Annotated in this window: 6 protein-coding genes; all 6 read right to left on the minus strand. The window is 73.7% G+C overall.

The window, feature by feature from the left end; translation table 11 throughout:
* Positions 1-18: 18 nt before the first annotated feature.
* The 6 genes from bpln_RS18325 to bpln_RS18350 all read right to left on the minus strand — a co-directional run bounded on the left by bpln_RS18325 (position 19) and on the right by bpln_RS18350 (position 19,346).
* Entirely contained in the window at positions 19-1,317 is a 1,299-nt protein-coding gene (locus tag bpln_RS18325) for a hypothetical protein (protein WP_042626880.1), read from the minus strand.
* Positions 1,318-1,396: 79 nt separating this feature from the next.
* Positions 1,397-2,569 carry a MupA/Atu3671 family FMN-dependent luciferase-like monooxygenase gene (locus bpln_RS18330; protein WP_055139616.1) on the minus strand — a complete coding sequence of 391 codons (1,173 nt, stop codon included), beginning with the start codon at positions 2,567-2,569 and terminating at the stop codon, positions 1,397-1,399.
* A 61-nt stretch (positions 2,570-2,630) separates the two neighbouring features.
* Positions 2,631-5,762, minus strand: coding sequence for a type I polyketide synthase (locus bpln_RS18335; protein WP_063891292.1), 3,132 nt, complete (start codon positions 5,760-5,762; stop codon positions 2,631-2,633).
* A complete protein-coding gene (locus tag bpln_RS18340) occupies positions 5,752-12,564 on the minus strand; it encodes a non-ribosomal peptide synthetase (RefSeq protein ID WP_055139618.1) in 6,813 nt (2,270 codons plus the stop codon). The genes bpln_RS18335 and bpln_RS18340 overlap by 11 nt, the downstream gene beginning before the upstream one ends.
* 5 nt (positions 12,565-12,569) lie before the next feature.
* A complete protein-coding gene (locus tag bpln_RS18345) occupies positions 12,570-17,978 on the minus strand; it encodes a non-ribosomal peptide synthetase (protein WP_055139619.1) in 5,409 nt (1,802 codons plus the stop codon).
* Positions 17,979-18,104: 126 nt separating this feature from the next.
* Positions 18,105-19,346: an MFS transporter gene (locus bpln_RS18350; RefSeq protein ID WP_055139620.1), complete on the minus strand. Its 1,242-nt coding sequence runs from the start codon at positions 19,344-19,346 to the stop codon at positions 18,105-18,107.
* Positions 19,347-19,358: the final 12 nt, after the last annotated feature.

The following is a 19,358-nucleotide window of genomic DNA, read 5'->3' on the forward strand; positions in this document are numbered from 1 at the left end:
GACATGGGGGCCGCGGCGTCAGGCCGGCTTCAGCGCGCGCGTGCTGTAGTTCGCGGCGAACGCGTCCACGCGTTCCTGCGCGATCACGTAGTGGCCGCAGTGCAGCGGCGCGGCGTCGAAGCCGTCGTCGCAGAGCCCGCGGTAGTGGGCGAGCGCATCGGCCAGCTTCACGTCGCCGCGCGTGGACGGATACCCGCGCGCCGCCGACAGCAGGCTCGACAGCACGCAGCCGGTGATGCGCCGCTCGGTGCCCGGCGTAGTGTCCACCGGCAGCTGCTGCGCGAACTCGGTCGGGATGTAGGCGAGGTGCTCGAACGGCGCCGGCGCGGCCAGCGCGCCGCCTTCCGAGAACAGGATGTCGCCGTGCGCCTCGAGCCGCGCGATCGCCTGTTCGGGGTTGAAGCAGTGCGGGTCCGAGTCGTCGACGATCAGCGTGCCGGGCCGCAGCCGGCTCACCTCGACGACGTCGGGTGCGTTGGTCGCGCCGACGATCAGCGTGGCCTCGTAGGCCTGCGGCGCCACGCCCCGGCTTTCGTGGTGGAACGACAGCTCGCCGCGAAAGCCCAGCTCGTCGCGTACTTCCTGCATCAGCCGCTCGACGTATTCGCGCTTCTGGTAGACGTCGCAGAGGATCAGTCGGCGCGGATGCGGCAGCACGCTCAGCAGCAGGCGCAGCGTCGACGAGCCGATCGAGCCCAGGCCGATGAAGGCCAGCGTCTCGTCCTCGAGGCGGCGCCCGGCGGTGGCCAGCAGCCGCCGCACCGACAGCACCACGGCCGAGGTGGTGGTGGCGTGGCCGGTGGTGACGGGCGGCAGCGCGTCGTCCTCGGGTACCGCGCGGCCGTAGTCGGTGGCCGACGGGATCAGCCCGGTCAGCGAAACCATGCGGGCGCCGAGCACCTTCGCGAGCGACTGGCACTGGCGAACCAGCCGCACGATGTCGGACTGGTCGAGATAGATCTGCGAATAGAAGCGCGGCAGGATCACCGAGGCGATGCGCCCGGCCGCGAGCGTGCGCACGTTCGCGAAGATCGGCAGGTCGTGGCAGAGCGCGTGCGTGAAGTGGCGCGTGTCGAGCTGCGGATTCTGCCGCAGCAGGCGGTCCGACAGGCAGCCGACGGCCACCGCGTCCACCGGTTCGAGTTCGCCCGCCGCGTAAAGCGACAGCAGCGGGCGGCGGTCGACCGACAGGTGGGGCGTGACGGCCTCGCGCAGCGCGGCCGGGGCGGCGGCCGTCTCGCGTTTCAGGGCGGTCAGGCGTTGCAGCAGCAGGGCCTTCTTCTCGGCGGACAAATCGGCGAATCGGTCAGTGTTCATGTTCGGGGCGGGTACGGGTTGACGGGGGGCGCGGGGGACGGCTTCGGCTGCGGGTTCGGTCATGCGGCGGCGGGCGGGCTCACGCGACCGGCGCGGCGGCGCTCGACGACGCCTGCGCCTGCGCGTCGGCGAATTCGCGGCGCAGCGCGGCCAGCTTGCGCAAGCCGGCCATCACGGTGTCGGCGGGCAGGCCGAAGTCGACCAGGCAGGCGACCTCGTCCACGCCGGCCTCGGTGAGGCGGTTCAGCATCTCGATGCACTTGGCGCGGTCGCCGAGCAGCGAGCTGAAATTGAAGTAGCGCTCGAACGCGAAATCGAGGATCGACTCCTTCGCGCCCTCCAGCCGCGCGACTTCCTCGGCCGGCATCAGGCTGCGGAACTGGCGCACGTAGTCCTCGAGATAGTCGGTCAGCGGCGCGCGCACCTGCCGCTTGACCGCGGCCAGGTCGTCGTCGATGAAGGTGTGCAGCGTGACGGTGATCTTGCCGCCGGCCGGGTCGAGCCCGGCCGCGAGCCGTTCCTCGCGGTACAGCGCGATCTTCTCGCGCAGGTCGGCCAGCGACGGCCCCATCAGGCACAGCACGTTGGCGCCGAGCCGCGCGGCGCGGCTCCAGGTCTCGCGCGACGCGCCCGTGAGCCAGAACGAGAAGGCCGGCTGGACCGGGCGCGGGAAGGTGCGGATCTCGGTGGGCTTGCCGCCCACGCCGGCCAGCGTGAGGGGCTCGCCGGCCCACAGGCGGCGGATGGTGTCGATCGCGGGCTCCAGCGTCTCGCGCCGCGTCTCGAACGCGTCGGGGCGAAACGCGAAATCGTCGCGGTGCCAGCCGCTCGCGAACGACAGCGCCACGCGCCCGCCCGACAGGTTGTCGACGATCGCCCATTCCTCGGCCACGCGCACCGGGTCGTGCAGCGGCACCACCACGCTGCCGGCGCGCAGCTGGATGCGGCGCGTGACCATGGCGAGCGCGGCGGCCAGCACGGCCGGGTTCGGATAGAGCCCGCCGAAGGTCTGGAAATGGCGCTCGGGCGTCCAGATCGCGCTGAAGCCCTCGGCGTCGGCGAGCCGCGCGGCGTCCATCAGCAGGTCGTATTTGCCGGCGGTCCGGCCGGAGCCGTCGGACGAAAAGAACAGCAGGCCGAAGTCGAGCGGCCGGGCGGCAGGCCGGATCGTCCGCTTCTGTTCGAGCCGCGCCTGCAGCGCGGCTTTCTGCGCATCGCTCAACTGGTTGATGCGCTCGTGCAGGTTGGTCATGGCTGGGTTCCTCGCTCGGGCCTCGGGTCATGCTGCCCTCGGCCCGCGGTCATGGGGCCGTTCAGGCCTGCTTCAGCAGTTCGCGCACGTCGTCGTCCGACAGCTGCGACATCTCGTTGAGCAGCGCGTCCAGATCGGCATCGTCGGTCTTGCCGAGCAGCTTGCCGGTGATCACGTCGGACAGTTCCGCGACGGTCGGGCGCATCAGCATGTCGGCCGGATTGATCGCCACGCCGAACGCCTGATTGATGCGGCCGACGACCTGCAGCGCCAGCAGCGAGTTGCCGCCGAGGTCGAAGAAGCTGTCGTCCGGGCCGATCGGGCGATCGCCGAGCGCGTCGCGCCAGATCGCGGTCAGTTGTTCGTGCAGCGCGGCGGTGCCGTCGTCTTCGGGGGAGGCCATGGGCAGTCCTTCATCGGTGGGTTGAACGGAAACGGAGAGCGGGGCGGCCGCGCCGGCCGGGGCCGCGTCCGGCACGATCGCGCCGGACGCGGCAGGCGCGGCGGTCGGCACGAAGCGCTCGATCCAGGCGCGCCGGCGCGTGAACGGCATGGTCGGCAGCCGCGCGAGCGGCGTGCCGGCGGCGGCGTCGAGCACGCTCCAATCGAGCCGGACGCCGAGGCTCCAGAGCTGCCCGAACGCCTGCAGCAGCGCACGGGCCTCGTCGTCGGCGGTGCCGCCGAGGCTCGGCAGCACGGTGTGGCGCGCCTCGACGAAGCCGCGCGCGGCGCTCGTCAGCGTGCGGCCGGGGCCGAGTTCGAGCACCACGGCGGCCGCGCCGGCCAGGTCCGCGAGCGCGGCCTGCAGCGCCTGCTGATAGCGCACCGGCGCGCGCAGCTGGCCGACCCAGTAGGCCGGGTCGATCGCCTCGGCATCGGTCAGCCGGCGGCCGGTGACGGTCGAATGGACCGGCAGTTCGGGCGCGCGCAGCGTGATGCCGTCGAACGCGGCGCGAAAGCGTTCGAGCACCGGTTCCATCAGCGGCGAATGGAACGCGTGCGAGGTGTCGAGCCGCTTGTGGACGGTGCGTTGCGCGGCCAGCAGCGCCTCGAGCGCAGCAATGCCGGCGAGGCTGCCCGACACCACGCAGGCGGCCGGGCCGTTGACGGCAGAGATCACGCAGGTGCTCGCCTCGGCGGGGGCGGCGGCCAGTAGCGCGGCGAGCGCCGTCTCGGCGAGCGGCACGGCCAGCATCGCGCCGACCGGCGCCTGCTGCATCGCGGCGCCGCGCGCCATCACGAGCCGCAGCGCGTCGCGCAGGCTCATCACGTTGGCGAGCGTGGCGGCCACCAGCTCGCCCAGGCTGTGGCCCACCAGCGCGGCCGGCGTGATGCCGGCGTCGAGCCAGAAGCGGCCGAGCGCCCATTCGAGCGCGAACAGCGCGGGCTGGGCCCCGGCGGTGGTGTCCAGCCGCAGGCCCGAGCGCGGATCGTGACCGTCGGCGACGAGCACGGCCAGCTCGACGCCGTGGTCCTCGCGCAGCCAGCGCGCGGCCTCGTCGAGCCTGGCCGCGAGACGCGGCTGCGCGAGCGCCGCGAGCCCGCCCATGCGGCGCTGCTGCGCGCCCTGGCCGGTGAACTGCAGCACCACCGGCGGCGCGCCGGCGCCGGGCCGGTCCGCGCCCTCGGCCGGCGCGGCGCGGGCGGCCAGCCGCTCGAACTCGCGCACCGCCTCGGCGGCGTCGGCGGCCACCACGAAGCCGCGATGGCGCCGCGCGCGGCGCTGGTGCTGCAGCGTGCGCGCCGCGGCGTCGAGCGAGGGCGGCGCCGCCGCGCGCCAGACCGCGGCCAGGCTCCGCGCATAGTCGGCGAGGCCCGCCTCCGAGGTCGCGCTGAACGGCAGCAGGCGCGCGCGCGGCGTGCCGGCGTCGGCCTGCGGTGCCGCGGCGGCGTCGGGTGCCTGTTCGAGGATCAGGTGCGCGTTGGTGCCGCCGATGCCGAACGAGCTGACGCTGGCGCGGCGCGGCAGCCGGTCCGCGGGCCACGGGCGCGCGTCGCGGATCACGTAGAACGGGCTGTCGGCGAGCCGCAGCTCCGGGTTGGGTGACTCGAAGTTCAGGCTTGGCGGCAGCACGCCGTGGCGCACCGCCTGCACGGCCTTGATGAGCCCGGCGATGCCGGCGGCCGCGCCGAGATGGCCGATGTTGCTCTTCAGCGAGGAGATGCCGCAGAAGCCGACGCGATCGGTGTCGAGCCGGAACGCCTGGGTCAGCGCGGCGATCTCGATCGGGTCGCCGAGCGGCGTGGCGGTGCCGTGCGTCTCGACGTAGCCGATCGTCTCGGCGCCGACGCCGGCGGTGGCCATCGCCTCGGCGATCACGCGCGCCTGGCCGTCCACGCTCGGCGCCGTGTAGCCGATCTTGATCGCGCCGTCGTTGTTCACCGAGGTGCCGCGGATCACGGCCAGTACCGGCACGCCGCGCTCGACGGCATCCTCGAGCCGCATCAGCGCGACCACGCCCACCCCGGCGCCGTCGAGCGTGCCCTTCGCGGCCTGGTCGAACGGCCGGCAGTGGCCGTCCGGCGAGAGGATGCCGCCCGGCGTGTGCAGGTAGCCCTCCGGATCGAACGCGGGTATCGCCGCCGAGCCGGCCAGCACCAGGTCGCATTCGTGGTTCAGCAGCGCGCCGCAGCCGAGATGCACGGCCACCAGCCCGGTCGAGCAGGCCGTGTTGAGACTGATGCTCGGGCCGGTCAGGTCGAGCCGGTACGACAGCAGCGTGGCGGCCGAGTCCTTGCGGTTGATCATCTGCAGCGACTCGATGCCGACCGAGCGGACCACGTCGGGGTTCGGCAGCAGGTGCTCGTCGAGATAGCGGCTCAGCCGCACGCCCGCGTAGACGCCCACCGTGAGATCGTCGCCGGGAACCTGACCGGCCTGTTCGAGCGCCTCGTGCGCGCACTCCATCAGCAGGCGCAGCTGCGGGTCGGTGATCTCGGCCTCGCGCGTCGTCATCGCGAAGCATTCGGCGTCGAAGCCCTTCACGTCGTCGATCAGCGGCCGCGCCTTCACGTAGAGCGGCGCGGCGCTCAGCTCGCGCGGCACGCCGGCCGTCGCGAGTTCCTCGTCGGAGAAGCGGCGTATCGATTCACGGCCCGCCACCACGTTGTGCCACAGCGCGTCCGCGTCGGCGGCGCCGGGAAATCGGCCCGCGATGCCGACCACCGCGATGCCCTCGAGTTCATGATTCATGTTCGTCCCTCCGCTGCCGGCGCGCGTGGGCGCCGGCGTTCCTGTGTTTGCGCTGTTCGATCCGCCGGCGTGCGGCGGCCGACAGCAGCGAGGCGCGCGCGTCGTCGCCGGCGCCGCCGTGCTGGTCCGTGGACTGTCCGGTGCCGCCGCCCGCGTCGATGAAGCCGGCCAGCAGCTCGACGGTCGGATGGCGGAACAGGTCGACGATCGGCAGCTCGCGGCCGAAGTGCGCGAGCAGTGCCGCCTGCACCGAGATCAGCTGCATCGAGTTGCCGCCCAGCTCGAAGAAGCTGGTTCGGGTATCGATGTCGGCGTGGCCGAGCGCGTGCGCCCAGATCTGCGCGACGCCCGCCTCGGTGGGGCTGGCCGGCAGGTGCCGGGCCGGGTGGGTGCCGACGCGCGGCACGGGCTCGGGCAACCGGCGGCGGTCGATCTTGCCGGTGATGGTGGTCGGCATCGCGTCGATCACCTGCAGCGAGACCGGCACCATGTAGGACGGCAGCTCGCGTTCGAGATGGCGGCGCAGCGCACGCTCCGGATCGTCCGGCGCCGTGCCCAGCACCACGTAGGCGGCCAGCTGCAGCTGGCCGTCGGCGTCCTCGAACACCTTGACGGCCGCGTGCTCGACGCCGCCCATGCGCCCCAGCGCGGCTTCGATCTCGCCGGGCTCGACGCGGTTGCCGCGGATCTTCACCTGCGCGTCGGTGCGGCCCATCAGGTCGAGGCCGCCGTCGTCGAGCCGGCGGCCGATGTCGCCGGTGCGGTAGAGGATCGGGCCGTGGGCATCGGGGCGCGCCGCGAACGGGTTCGGGATGAACGCCTCGGCGGTGCGCCCGGCGTCGTTCGCATAGCCGTGCGTGATGCCGATGCCGTCGATGTGGACCTCGCCGAACGTGCCGACCGGCACCTCGCGCCGGTGTACGTCGAGGATCCGCACCTGCGTGTTGGGGTTCGGCAGGCCGACCGGCAGGCGCGGCAGGCGCAGGTCGTCGCGCGTCACCAGGTGGTTGGCCGAGGTCATGGTGGCCTCGGTCGGCCCGTACTGATTGACGATGCGCAGGCCGTCGCCGAACACGGCCCAGGCGCGCGTGCAGTCCTCGGCGCTCAGCCGCTCGCCGCACGGCATCAGGGTGTCGAGCCGCAGCTCGCCGGGCGCGCCGCGCGTCTCGGCGACCGTCAGGATCGAGCGCAGCAGGGTGGGCGTGATGCTGAACACCTTGCTGATGCGCTCGCGCGCGAGCCGCGTCAGCAACGCGGCCGGATCGCGCGCGACCTCGGGCGGCAGCAGCACGGCGGCGGCGCCGGCGGTCCAGGCGCCGAACAGGTCGCGCACCGACGGATCGAAGTTGAAGTTCGTGATCTGCAGCACGCGGTCCTCGGGCTGCACGTCGCGCGACTCGACCAGGAACGCGAGATCGTGGGCGACACCGCGGTGGGGCACCATCACGCTCTTTGGCGTGCCGGTCGAACCCGAGGTGGTGATGACGTAGGCCAGGTCGTCGGGGGCCGGGTCGCGGCGCGCGGCCGCCGTGCCCGGCGCGGGCCGCGAGGCCGTGCCCGGATCGATCACGGGGCCCGTGAAGCCGAGCGCCGCCGTGCGCTCGCCTGCCTGGTCGGTCAGCAGCGCCGCGATGCCGACCGAGTGCATGACCTGGCGGAGCCGTTCGTCGGGCCATTCGGGATCGAGGGGCACGTACGCGCAGCCGGCCACGAGCGTGCCGAGCAGCGCCACCGCGCGCGTCATCGAGCGGCCCATCAGCACGCCCACCGGCGCGGCGCGCGGTACCTCCTCGCGCAGCAGCGCGCCGGCCAGCCGTTCGGCCGCGTCGAGCAGGCCGGCGTAGGTCAGCGAGGCGTCGCCGTCGGTCACGGCGGGCCGCGTGGGCCAGCGTGCCGCGCTGGCCCGCACCAGCTCGACGATGGTCGCCTCGCGCGGCGCGCGCGAGGTGCGCCCCGGCAGGGCGGCGAGTTCGCCGGCGAGCGCAGGGGAAAGCAGTGTGAGTTCGTGCAGCGGGCGGTGCGGCGCGGCCGTGACCTGCTCCAGCACGAAGCGGTACATCTCGATCAGGCGCCGGATGGTGGCCGGCGCGAACAGCGCGGTGTCGTATTCGACGTAGCCGGACAGCCGGCCGTCGCGCTCGAGCAGGTGCAGGTTCAGGTCGTACTTGGCCGAGCCGGGCAGCGCGTCGATCCGCTCGACGGCGAGGCCCGGCATGTCGAGCCTGTCGAGCGCGCCGGTATCCATCACGAACAGGATCTGGAACAGCGGTGCGTAGGCCAGGTGGCGGGCCGGCTTCAGCTGCTCGACGAGTCGCTCGAACGGCATGTCCTGGTGCGCGTAGGCGTCGAGCAGGGTCTGCCGCGCGGCATCGAGCAGGGCGCTGAACGGTTGCCCGTCGTCGACCTGCTGCCGGATCACCAGCGTGTTGACGAACAGCCCGACCAGCCCCTCGAGTTCGGGGCGCAGCCGGTTCGCCACCGGCGTGCCGACCACCACCTCGGCGCGTTGCGTGAGCCGCGCGACGAGCGCCTGGAACGCGGCCAGCGCGAACATGAAGCGCGACGCGCCGTGCTCGCGCGCGACCTCGGCGAGGCTTGCCGCGAGCGCGTCGGGCAGCACGAACGGCTCGGTGCGCCCGGCGTGCCGCGCGACCTCGGGGCGCCGGTAGTCGGTGGGCAGCGTCGACAGCTCGGGCAGCCCGGCGAGCTGGCCGGTCCAGTAGCCATCGAGCCGCGCCAGCCGGGCGGGAGACAGCCAGGCGCGATGCCAGTCCGCGTAATCGAAATAGCTGACCGGCAGCGGCGGCAGCGCGGCGTCGGTGCCCGCGCGCGCCGCCGCGTAGAGCCGGCCCAGCTCGTCGCGCACGATGCCGGCCGACCAGCCGTCGCAGACGATGTGATGCATCGAGAGCACCAGCACGTGCTGGTCCGCGCCCGTGACGAGCAGGTGGGCGCGCAGCGTGGTGTCGCGTGCCAGGTCGAAGGAGCGGTTGGCCAGCTCGCGGACCGTGTCGGCGAGCGCGTCCGGCGCGACCGGCACGGCGGCGAGCGCGGCGAACCCGGGCGCGCACGGTGTCTGGACGGTGCGCTCGCCGTCGGCCGAGAACGCGACCGACAGCACCGGGTGGCGCGCCACCAGCGCGTCGAGCGCGTGCCCGAGCGCGGCCACGTCGAGCCGCCCCGCGAGCTTCAGCGCGATCGACATGTTGTAGGTCGAGGCGCTGCCCTCGAAGCGCGCGAGGAACGCCATGCGCTGCTGCGCGGGCGAGAGCGGATAGGGGGCCGCCGCGTCGCGGTGCGGGATCGGCGCGACGTCGAGCCCGCTGGACGCGTCGGCCGCCCCGCCGCTGCTGCCGGTGGCCGGCGCAGCGTCGGGACCGGCGGCGACGCCGCGCGCCGCGAGCCGTTCGGCCAGTTCGCGCACGGTCGGCGCCTCGAATACATCGCCGATGTCGAGTGCGAGGCCGTGGCGGTTCACGAGCCGGGTCACGGCGCGCGTGGCGAGCAGCGAGTGGCCGCCGAGCGCGAAGAAGCTGTCGTGACGGCTCACGCGCGCGAGGCCGAGCAGCTCGCGCCAGACCTCGGCGATGCGTGTCTCCAGCGCGCCTTGCGGCGCTTCGTAGGGCGGTGCGTCGGCCGCGAGCGTGGCGCCGGCGTCGAGCGTGGCCAGCGCCCGCCGGTCCAGCTTGCCGCTCGGCGTGAGCGGCAGCGCCGCGATCGGCACGATCGCCTGCGGGACCGCGAAGGCCGGCAGCCGGCCGCGCACGGCACCGAGCAGGCGCGCGGCGTCGAGGCCGGCCGCCGCGCCCGGCTCGGCGACGACGAACGCGAGCAGCCGCTCGTCGCCGGCCTCGCCGCGCCGCACGCTGGCGGCGGCGCGCGCCACGCCCGGCTGCGCCTCGAGCGCGGCCTCGATCTCGCCCAACTCGATGCGAAAGCCGCGCAGCTTGGTCTGCAGGTCGCGTCGGCCAAGGAACACGAAGTCGCCGTCGGGGCGGCGCCGTACCCGGTCGCCGGTGCGATAGAAGCGCTCGCCGGCCGTGGCGAAGGCGGGGACGAAGAAGCGTTCGGCGTTCAGCTCGGGGCGGCCCACGTAGCCGTCGCCCACGCCGATGCCGCCCACCAGCAGCTCGCCCGCCATGCCGTCCGGCACCGGACGGTCGTGTTCGTCGACGGCCACCAGCTTGAAGCCGGGCAGCGCGGCGCCGATCGGCACCACCGCCGGCCAGTGGTCGAGCGAGGTGGGGAGCCGCTTGTACGCGCAGACGTCCGAGCATTCCGTCGGCCCATAGGTGTTGACGATCTCGGTGCGCTGCGGCGCATCGCGCAGCCAGTCGGCGAGCGGCCCGAGCGAGATCGGCTCGCCGCCGAGGAACGCGTGGCGCAGGCTCTCGATACCGCGCCAGCCGTTGGCGGCATCCGCCTCGACGATCGCGTAGAACATGCTCGGCGTGCAGTTGACGATGCTCACGCGCCGCCGCGCGATGTCGGCCACCACGCTCGGCGCGTCGAAATCGGCGCGGCTCTTGATGACGAGCGTGCCGCCGCGCAGCAGCGGCGCGAACAGGTTCTTCTGGGTCAGGTCGAAGCTCAGCGCGCTGAGCAGCAGCACCTGGGTGTGCGCGTGGAAGCCGAAGGTGTCGGCGTACCAGTGCAGCAGGTTGACGAAGTTGCGCTGGGTGACCACGGCGCCCTTGGGGCGGCCGGTCGAGCCGGAGGTGAAGATCACGTAGAGCGGCAGCGCCATCGGATCGGCGCCGGGTGCGAGCGCGGGTTCGGGCGGGTGCGGCGGCCGCGCGGCGGCATCCTCGTGCAGGCGCTCGAGCGCGACGGCCGTGGTGCCGCCGAGCGCCGGCGCGGGCGGCTCGACGATCACGAGCGTGGGCCGCGCGTCGTCGACCATCGCCTGCAGGCGCTCGGCCGGATAGGCCGGGTCCATCGGGATGTAGGCGGCCCCGGCGATGCCGATCGCGAGCACCACGGCAACCAGGCGTGCCGAGGGCGGCAGGCAGACGCCGACGCGATCGCCCGGCGCCACGCCCGCGGCGATCAGCGCATGCGCGTAGCGGTTGGCGAGCGCGTCGAGTTCGCCATAGCGCAGTTCGCCGCCGGGCGCGACGATCGCCAGCGCCTGCGGCGTGCGCGCGGCGGCGGCCGCGACGAGCGCGTGGACCGGCAGCGGCGGCCGCTCGATCGCGTTGTCGCGCCATTCGCGCGCGAGGCGCGCCAGGTCGGCGGCGTCGCCCAGGTCGAGCTGGCCGAGCGCAAGGGCGGGCGAGGCCGAGGCACCGGCCACGAGTCGTTCGAGCAGCAGCAGGTAGCGCCGTGCGAGATCGGCGATCCAGCTGCCCTCGAAGCGGTCGGCGCGGTATTCGAAGACCAGCTCGGCGCCGTCCGCGCCTTCCTCGACCAGCAGCGTCAGGTCGAACTTGGTCTGCGACGGCGCGAGCGGCAGCGCGGCGACGGACAGCGCGTCGAGCGAGAACGAGGCGGCCGAGGCGGGCTGCATGGCGAACATGGCCTGGAACAGCGGCGCGCCGGCCGGTCGATCGATGGCGCGCAGGACCTGCTCGAACGGCAGTTCGGCGTGGATCAGCGCGTCGCGCACGGTGCTCGACGCCGCGTCCAGAAAGTGATCGAGCGGCCGGTCGGCCGCGCAGTCGAAGCGCAGCACCACGGTGTTGGCGACGAAGCCGACCAGTGCCTGCCATTCGGCGTGCGTGCGGTTCGCGATCGGCGTGCCGATCACCACATCCTCCTCGCCGGCATAGCGGCCGAGCAGCGCGGCGAAGCCCGCCACCAGCAGCGTGAAGCGCGTGAGCCGGTGTTGCCGCGCGTGCACGTCGAGCGTCTCGCGCAGCGCGGCCGGCAGCGCGAGGCGCAGCGTGGCGGCCGGCTGAGCGGCCGAGCCGGGCTGGTCGGCCGGCAGCGCGAGCGCGGGGACGGGCCGGGCGAGGCGCTCGCGCCAGTAGTCGCGCGCGGCGCGCTGCTCGGGCGAGGCGAGGCGGCGCTGCTGCCAGCGCACGAAGTCGGCGAAGCGGCGGGCCGGCGCGGGCGCTTGGCCCGCGTCGTCGCCAGGGCCGAGGTGGTCGTGGCCGCCGGCCCGGGCAGGCGTGCCGGAGGTCGCGCGAGCCGCCGCGTAACCGGCGGCGATCTCCTGCATCAGCAGGCCCACCGAGACGCCGTCGCAGCAGACGTGATGCAGCACGATCACCAGCAGATGGCGCGCGGGGCCGGTGCGCAGCAGGCTCACCCGGCACGGCCATTGGGTGGCCAGGTCGAAGCGGCGGTCGGCCTCGTCGCGGGCGAGGGCGAGCGCGTCCGGCTCGCTGACGTGCGTCACCGGCAGCGCGAACGCGTCCGCGGCGTCGACGCGCGCCACCGGCTGGCCGTCCACCTCGATGATGCGCGTGCGCAGCGTCTCGTGGCGCCGCAGCACGGTCGCGAACGCGTGCTCCAGCGCGGCCGTGTCGAGCGCGCCGTCGATCGCGAACAGCGCCGGCAGGTGATAGGCCGCGTGATGCGCGAGCCGGCTGGCCAGCACCATCTGCTGCTGGCCGTCCGACAGCGGGCCGTCGTCGGTGTCGCCGGCGTCGGCCGCGGCGTCGTGCGTGGCGGCGTCGCCCGCGCGGGCTGCGTGCGCGTCGAGCGCGCCGAGCAGGTCGAGGATCTCGGCCTTGCGGTCGCGGATCTGCTCGATCAGGCTGGCGGTCAGCATGCCGGGCGCGGCGTCGGCGGCCAGCTGGCCGGCCTTCGCGTAGAGGCGGATGCCGCGCTGCTGGAGATCGGCTACGAAGCTCACGGTACTCAAAACAGCACCTCCTCCCGGACGCCGCCGGGTTCGTCGGCGGCGCCGGAGCGCGCCGCCAGTAACGTGACGTAGGCGGCCAGGTCGGCCACCGTGGTGCGCTCCAGCACCTTGGCCAGGGAGATTTCGACGCCGAAGCGCTCGCGGCAGCGCGCGATGATCTGGATCACCTGCAGCGAATGGCCGCCCAGCTCGAACAGGTTGGCGTGGATGCCGAAGCCCTGGAAGCCGAGCACCGCCTCCCAGATCGCCAGCACCGCGCGCTGCGTGTCGCTGACCGGCGCGGCGGCGTCGTCCTGCGCGACCGGGTCGAAGCGCGGCAGCGCGGCGCGGTCCACCTTGCCGCTCGGGTTGCGCGGCAGCGCGTCGAGCAGCACATAGCCGGTCGGGCGCATGTAGCTCGGCAGCGAGGCGGCCGCGTACTCGCGCACCGCCTCGACGGTGACGACCGGGCGGGGCGGCGTGCCGACCGCCTCGTCCGCGGCGTCGCCGACGGCCAGATCGACGGCCAGATAGGCGACCAGCAGCGCGTCCCGGCTGTCGCCGTCGTCACCGGACCGCTCGGCGTGGCGCGTCTGCACGACCACCGCGTCGCGCACCCCCGGCTGACGCAGCAGCACGGCCTCGATCTCGCCCAGCTCGACGCGGTGGCCGCGGATCTTCACCTGGTGGTCGCGCCGGCCCGACAGCACGATGCGGCCGTCGGGCAGCAGCCGGCCGATGTCGCCGGTGCGGTAGAGCCGCGTCTCGAGGTCGGCCAGCGCCGGGACCGCGACGAACGCGCGCCCGGTCAGGTCGGGCCGGTTGCGGTAGCCGCGCGCCTGGCCGTCGCCGGCCAGGAACAGCTCGCCCGCCACGCCCACCGGCACCGGCTCGCCATGCGCGTCGAGCAGGTAGACGCGCTTGCCCGGCAGCGGCGTGCCGATGGTGTCGAAGCCGCCGGGTTCGCGCAGCACCGCGGTCGAATAGACGGTGTCCTCGGTCGGGCCGTAGAGGTCGTAGACCTTGCCGATCGTGCCGCGCGCGTACAGCGCGTCCACCAGCGACTGGCGCAGCGGCTCGCCGGCCAGGTTGACGGTCACCACGCTGGCCGGCAGCGCGCCCGTCTCGAGCAGCGCCGCCGCGGCCGACGGCACGGTGTTGAGCAGCGACACCGGGGTGGCGGGCGGCGTGGCCGGGTTCTCGCCGATCACCACGCAGCCGCCGTGCGCGAGCGGGCCGAACAGCTCGAACACCGAGATGTCGAATGCGATCGAGGTGCCCGCGAACACGGCGGCCAGCTCGCCGGCCGAGTAGCGCGCACCGATCCACGCAAGCAGCGACAGCACGTTGCGATGCTCGATCTCGACGCCCTTCGGACGCCCGGTCGAGCCCGACGTGAACAGCACGTAGGCGAGGCTGTCGCGGCCGGCGCGAGATTCGGGCGCGGCCGGAGATTCGCCGGCGGCGGCATCCGCCGCGAGCGCCTCGGGCGTGACCCAGGCGCGGCCGTCGTCGCCGAGCGCGCCGCGCAGCGCGGCGGGCGCGACGATCAGCGCGGCCTGCGCGTCGTCCAGCATCTGGCGCACGCGTTCGGCCGGCACGCCGAGGTCGATCGGCAGATAGGCGGCGCCGGCCTTCCAGATGGCCAGCAGCATTATCGGCAGGCGCACGTCGCGCGGCAGGCCCACGCCCACCACGTCGCCATGGCGCACGCCGCGCGCGTGCAGCGCGGCGGCCAGCGCATCCGAATCGCGCCGCAGCTGCGCGTAGTCCAGCTGTTCGGTGTCGGTCCGCACGGCGAGGCGCTCGGGCACGCGCCGCGACATCGCGTCGATCATCGCGTGGACCGTGGCGTAGTCCGCGGCCAGGTTCATCGTGGCCGACGCGGCCGGGCCGGTGGCCGGGGCCGCCAGCGGCCGGCGGTTCCACGTCACGAGCTGCCGCTCGCGCTCGGCCGGATCCAGCAGCGCGGCCCGCGCGACCGGCTGGTCCGGCTGCGCGAGCAGCGCGCCGAGCAGCGTGCGGAAATGCGCGGCCATGCGCTCGATTGCGGCGCGCGAGGCGAGCGTGGCGTCGTACTCGAAGCGCAGCACGAGCCGCTCGCCGGCCTGGATCGCGACCAGCGCGAGGTCGGTTTGCGCGGCCGGGGTCGGCACCGGGAAGCTTTCGAGCGCGAGCGCGCCGACCGCGAGCGGCTGGCCGGCCGTGCCCGCCAGCAGGTCGGCGGCCTGCGGCAGGCGGTTCAGGTTGTGATAGGCGAACAGGACCCGCGAGAACGGGTGGCGCACGTCGTCGTCGCGCCTCGCGAAGCGCCGTGCCAGGTCGATGAACGGCGTGGTGCGGTGCGCGAGCGCGCCGGCCACGGTCTGCTTCATCGCGGCGAGCAGCGCGGCGAACGGCAGCTCGCCATCCACCGCCTCGCGGATCACCAGCAGGTTCACGCCGTAGCCGACCCAGTCGTCGAACTCGCCGCCGGGCCGCACGGCCGCCGGCGTCACCACCGCCACGTCGCGCTGCGCCGTGTAGCGGTGCAGGAACGCGAAGAATGCCGCCAGCAGCGCCATGTTGCGCGTCACGCGCCGGCTGGCGCAGAGCGCGTCGAGCGCGCCCGCCAGCGCGGCGTCGAGATCGACATCGACGCTCATGCCCGAGCCGGCCACGACGCCCGCCGGCGCCTCGCCGGGCAGCGCGAGCGGCAGCGCCAGCGGTTCGATCGGCGTCGCGAGGCGCGCGGCCCAATATTGCCGGTCGGCCTCGGCTCGCGGGCCGTGCAGCAGCGCGGCGAGCCGGGTGCGATAGTCGGGCACGGCGACGCCAGCGGCCGCGATGGCGCGTGCCGGCAGCGGCCGGTCCCCGGCGAGGCAGGCATGGAATTCGGCGAAGTCGGCCAGCACCGTCTGCAGCGAGCCGAGGTCGGCCACCAGGTGATGCGCGATCAGTACCAGCAGGTGATCGTCGGGCGCGCGGCTCAGCAGCTCGGCGCGGAACACGGGGCCGCCGGCCAGGTCGATTGGCGCGCTGGCGGAGGCGACGATGCGAGCGCGCAGCGCGTCGTCGGACTGCCCGGCGCAGTTGATCACGTCGAGCAGCCCGGCCGTCGCCGCCGCCGGCTGCTGCCGCACGTCGCCGTTGCCGTCCTGCACGAAGCGGCTCGCGAGGCCCGGGTGTGCGACCGTCAGCGCCGCGAGCGCCTCGCGCACGTGGCCGGCCGAGAGCGGCGCCCGGACCCGCAGCGGCAGCACCAGGTTGAAGCAGGGCAGCGCGGGGTCCCACAGCTGGGCCGTCCAGATCGCTTCCTGGTACGGCGTCAGGGCGGTCGGGTCCGCGGCCGGCGGCAGGGCGGGCGCGGGCGCCTCGCCGCCGCTCGCGCCGCCGCCGTCGAACGCGCGCGCGGCCAGGTCGCGCGCCAGTTCGGCCACGGGCCGTTCGTCCATCAGGTCGTCCAGTTCCACGGCGATGCCGAGTTCGCGCGCCAGGCGCGTCTGCAGATCGACGAGCGCGAGGGAATCGAGGCCGAGCGCGAGCGGCGAGGCGGCTCGCGCTTCGGGGCGCGCCGCGCCCGCCGTGCCCAGCATCGCGACGATCACGCGCTCGCTCAGTTCGTCGACGCTGCCGCCCGGCGCAGCCGGCGTTGCCGCCGTGGTGACCGTGGCGGCGCCGGCGCCCGCCCCCGGCTGGGTGCGCGCGAGCACCGGCAGCTTGCCTTCGAGGTAGTGCTGGCGCACCAGCGTGCGCTGGTTCTTGCCGCTCGAGGTCTTCGGCACCACGCCGGCCTGCACCAGCACCAGCTCGTGCAGCGGAATGCCGTGCGCGGCGGCCACGGCGGCGGCGGCGCGCCGCCCGGCCTCCTCGGCGTCGAGCGACTTGCGCACGGCGCGCTGGATCTCCTGCACCACCACCAGGCGCTCGCCGCCCTCGCCGTCGATCGCGAATGCCGCGCCGCAGCCGGCGCGGAAGTCGGCGCTGCTCTGCTCGACGGTCTGCTCGATGTCGGTCGGGTAGTGGTTGCGCCCGCGGATGATGATCAGCTCCTTGAGCCGGCCCGTCACGTAGAGTTCGCCGCCGTCGAGCAGGCCGAGATCGCCGGTGCGCAGGAACGGCGGCGAGTCCTCGCCGGCGATGCGCGCGTCGAACTGCGCGCGCGTGTCGTCCTCGCGGTTCCAGTAGCCGTCGGCGACACTGCCGCCGCGCACCCAGATCTCGCCGATCTCGCCGGGGCCGCTCGCGTGCAGGCTGTGCGGATCGACGATGCGCACCTGCTGGTCGCCGCCCACGCGCCCCGAACTCACCAGCTCGACGGCGGGCTGCCCGTCGACCGCGTCGGCGCAGCGCCCGGCCTGCAGCGCGAGCGCGTCGACGCGGCGCGTGAGCGCGCCGGCACCGGGCACCGCGCCCGACACGAACAGCGTGGTCTCGGCCATCCCGTAGCACGGGAACATCGCGCCCGCGTCGAAGCCGTAGTCGGCGAACGCGGCCGCGAACCTGTCGAGCGTCGAGGCGCGGATCGGCTCGGCGCCGTTGAACGCGACGCGCCACGAGGACAGGTCGAGCCCGGCCTTGTCGGCCTCGGCGATGCGCGTCGCGCAGAGTTCGTAGGCGAAGTTCGGGCCGCCGCTGGTGGTCGCCCCATAGGTCGAGATCGCGCGCAGCCACTTGAGCGGCTGCTGCAGGAACGCGAACGGCGACATCAGCACCGACGGGATGCCAAGGTAGACGGGCTGCAGCACGTTGCCGATCAGGCCCATGTCGTGATACAGCGGGCACCAGCCGACGAACACCGTGTCCGGGCCGTGGCGGAAGCCCTCGCGAATCGCGCGCTCGTTGGCGAGCAGGTTGCGGTGCGTGACGCGCACCCCCTTGGGGCGGCCGGTCGAGCCCGAGGTGTACTGCAGGAACGCCAGGTGGCTGGCGGGCAGCACCGCCTCGCTCGTGTCGAGCGTCCCGCCCGGCGCGGCCAGCAGCGCGTCGGTGCCGATCACGTCGGCGCGCACCGGTGCCTCTGCCTGCGCGATCTCCTCGCGGATCGCCTCGACCAGGTCGTCGCTCGTCAGGATCGCGCCGGCCCCGCAGTCGGCGATGATCGCGGCGAGCCGGTTGCGGCGCGTGGCGCGACCCGACGGCGGATAGGCCGGCACCGCCGCGCAGCCCGCGTAGAGGCAACCGAAGAACGCGGCGATGAAGTCGAGCCCGGGCCGATAGAGCAGCAGCACGGGCTCGCCGCGCGGGCATTCGCGCGCGAGGCGGGCGGCGATCGCGGTGGCGCGCCGGTCGAGTTCGGCGAAGCTCAGTCGCGGTGCCTCGACGACGTCGTCGGTCAGGAACCGGAACGCGGTGTCGTGCGGCTTGACCGTTGCCCAGTGACGCAGGCACTGGCCAAAATTCTGCAGATGATCGAACCGACTCATCGTGGCTTCAAAGGCATTCATCGTCGCGCTCCGGTGCGGCTTCGAGGTAATTCGCTTGGAAAGGGAAGGGCGTTCGCGGGCCGCTTGCGCGGGCCGCATGTCGGGTCAGGGCATCTCGCACGGGTGTGGGGTCGGCGCGCTCGCTCCTCAGGTGGCGCGATCGGACTGCCGCGACAGGACCGGGTGCCGGCGCAGCGCGACCCAGCCCAGCACCGCGCAGGCGGCGAACGAGAGGACCGCGTAGCCGCCCCAATAGAGCGACTTGCTCGCGAGCCGCGCGTAGTACTCGCCGCCGAGCGTGCCGCCCAGCAGCGAGCCGAGCAGCGCGGTCAGTCCGAGCATGCCGAACACGGTGCCGGCATAGGCGCGCGGGATCGTGCGGTTGGCCGCCGCGTCGATGATCGGGTCGATGATCATCTCGCCGATCGTGTAGACGGCGATCATCAGGCCGAACCAGAGCGGCCCGACCAGGCCCGCGAAGCCGCCGAAACTCGCGCCGACGATCGCGAAGCCGGCCGCCAGCATCGAGTGGTCGGAGCAGTGCCGCGCGAGCCACTGGGTGAGCGGCAGTTGCAGCGCGATGATGACCACCGCGTTGATCGTGAAGATCAGCCCCGAGGCGGCCAGCCCGTACTGCTGGTTCGCGTGCAGCGGCAGCGTCAGTTCGAGTTGCATGTAGATCGCGTAGAACACCAGGTTGACCGCCGACATCGCGAGGAAGCCGCGGTTGTGCAGGATCTCGCGCAGTGCCGTGCCGAACGAGTACGCGGGCGCGGAGGTGGCCGGCCGCGCCCGGGCCGATGCCGTCCGGGAACGCGTCGCGTCGCGGCTCGAGGCGACGAAGAACGCCAGCACCATCGCCTGGATCGCCGCCGCCGCGAGGAAGATCATCGTCGGCGAGAGGCGCATCAGCACCCCGCCGAGGATCCCGCCGGCCGCCACGCCGAGATTGTTGAACACGTTGCGGGTGGCGTAGGCGAAGTGGAGCTGGTCGTCGCCCACGACCTTGGCCAGCACCGATTTCGAGGCCGGGATGAAGAGCGCGGCGCTGCCGCCCAGCAGTGCCGCGCTCACCAGCAGCCCGGCGTCGTGCGTGAACAGCGCGAGCCCGAGATAGGACGCGATCCGCAGCAGGTTGCCGAGCACGATCGCGGCGAATTCGCCGTAGCGGTCGGCCAGGTAGCCACCGTAGAGGATCAGCCCGCGCTGGCAGGCCGATTTCACGGTCAGCACGATCCCGGCGAACGCGACGCTCAGGCCGATGTCCTTGACGACATAGACGGCCAGGTACGGGATCACCATGAAGCTGCCGGCGTTGATCAGCAACTGGAAGACCAGGATCAGCCGGGCGACGGGCGGCAGCGCGACGATGCGGGACAGGATGGACATGAGGGACTCCGG

Source organism: Burkholderia plantarii, assembly GCF_001411805.1.
In the GTDB taxonomy this organism is placed as follows: Bacteria; Pseudomonadota; Gammaproteobacteria; order Burkholderiales; family Burkholderiaceae; genus Burkholderia; species Burkholderia plantarii.

Bases quoted from the DNA above. Each gene is read 5' to 3' on its own strand.
- bpln_RS18330 (WP_055139616.1), bottom strand. From the start codon at position 2,569: ATGACCAACCTGCACGAGCGCATCAACCAGTTGAGCGATGCGCAGAAA.
- bpln_RS18325 (WP_042626880.1), bottom strand. From the start codon at position 1,317: ATGAACACTGACCGATTCGCCGATTTGTCCGCCGAGAAGAAGGCCCTG.
- bpln_RS18345 (WP_055139619.1), bottom strand. From the start codon at position 17,978: ATGAATGCCTTTGAAGCCACGATGAGTCGGTTCGATCATCTGCAGAAT.
- bpln_RS18350 (WP_055139620.1), bottom strand. From the start codon at position 19,346: ATGTCCATCCTGTCCCGCATCGTCGCGCTGCCGCCCGTCGCCCGGCTG.
- bpln_RS18335 (WP_063891292.1), bottom strand. From the start codon at position 5,762: ATGAATCATGAACTCGAGGGCATCGCGGTGGTCGGCATCGCGGGCCGA.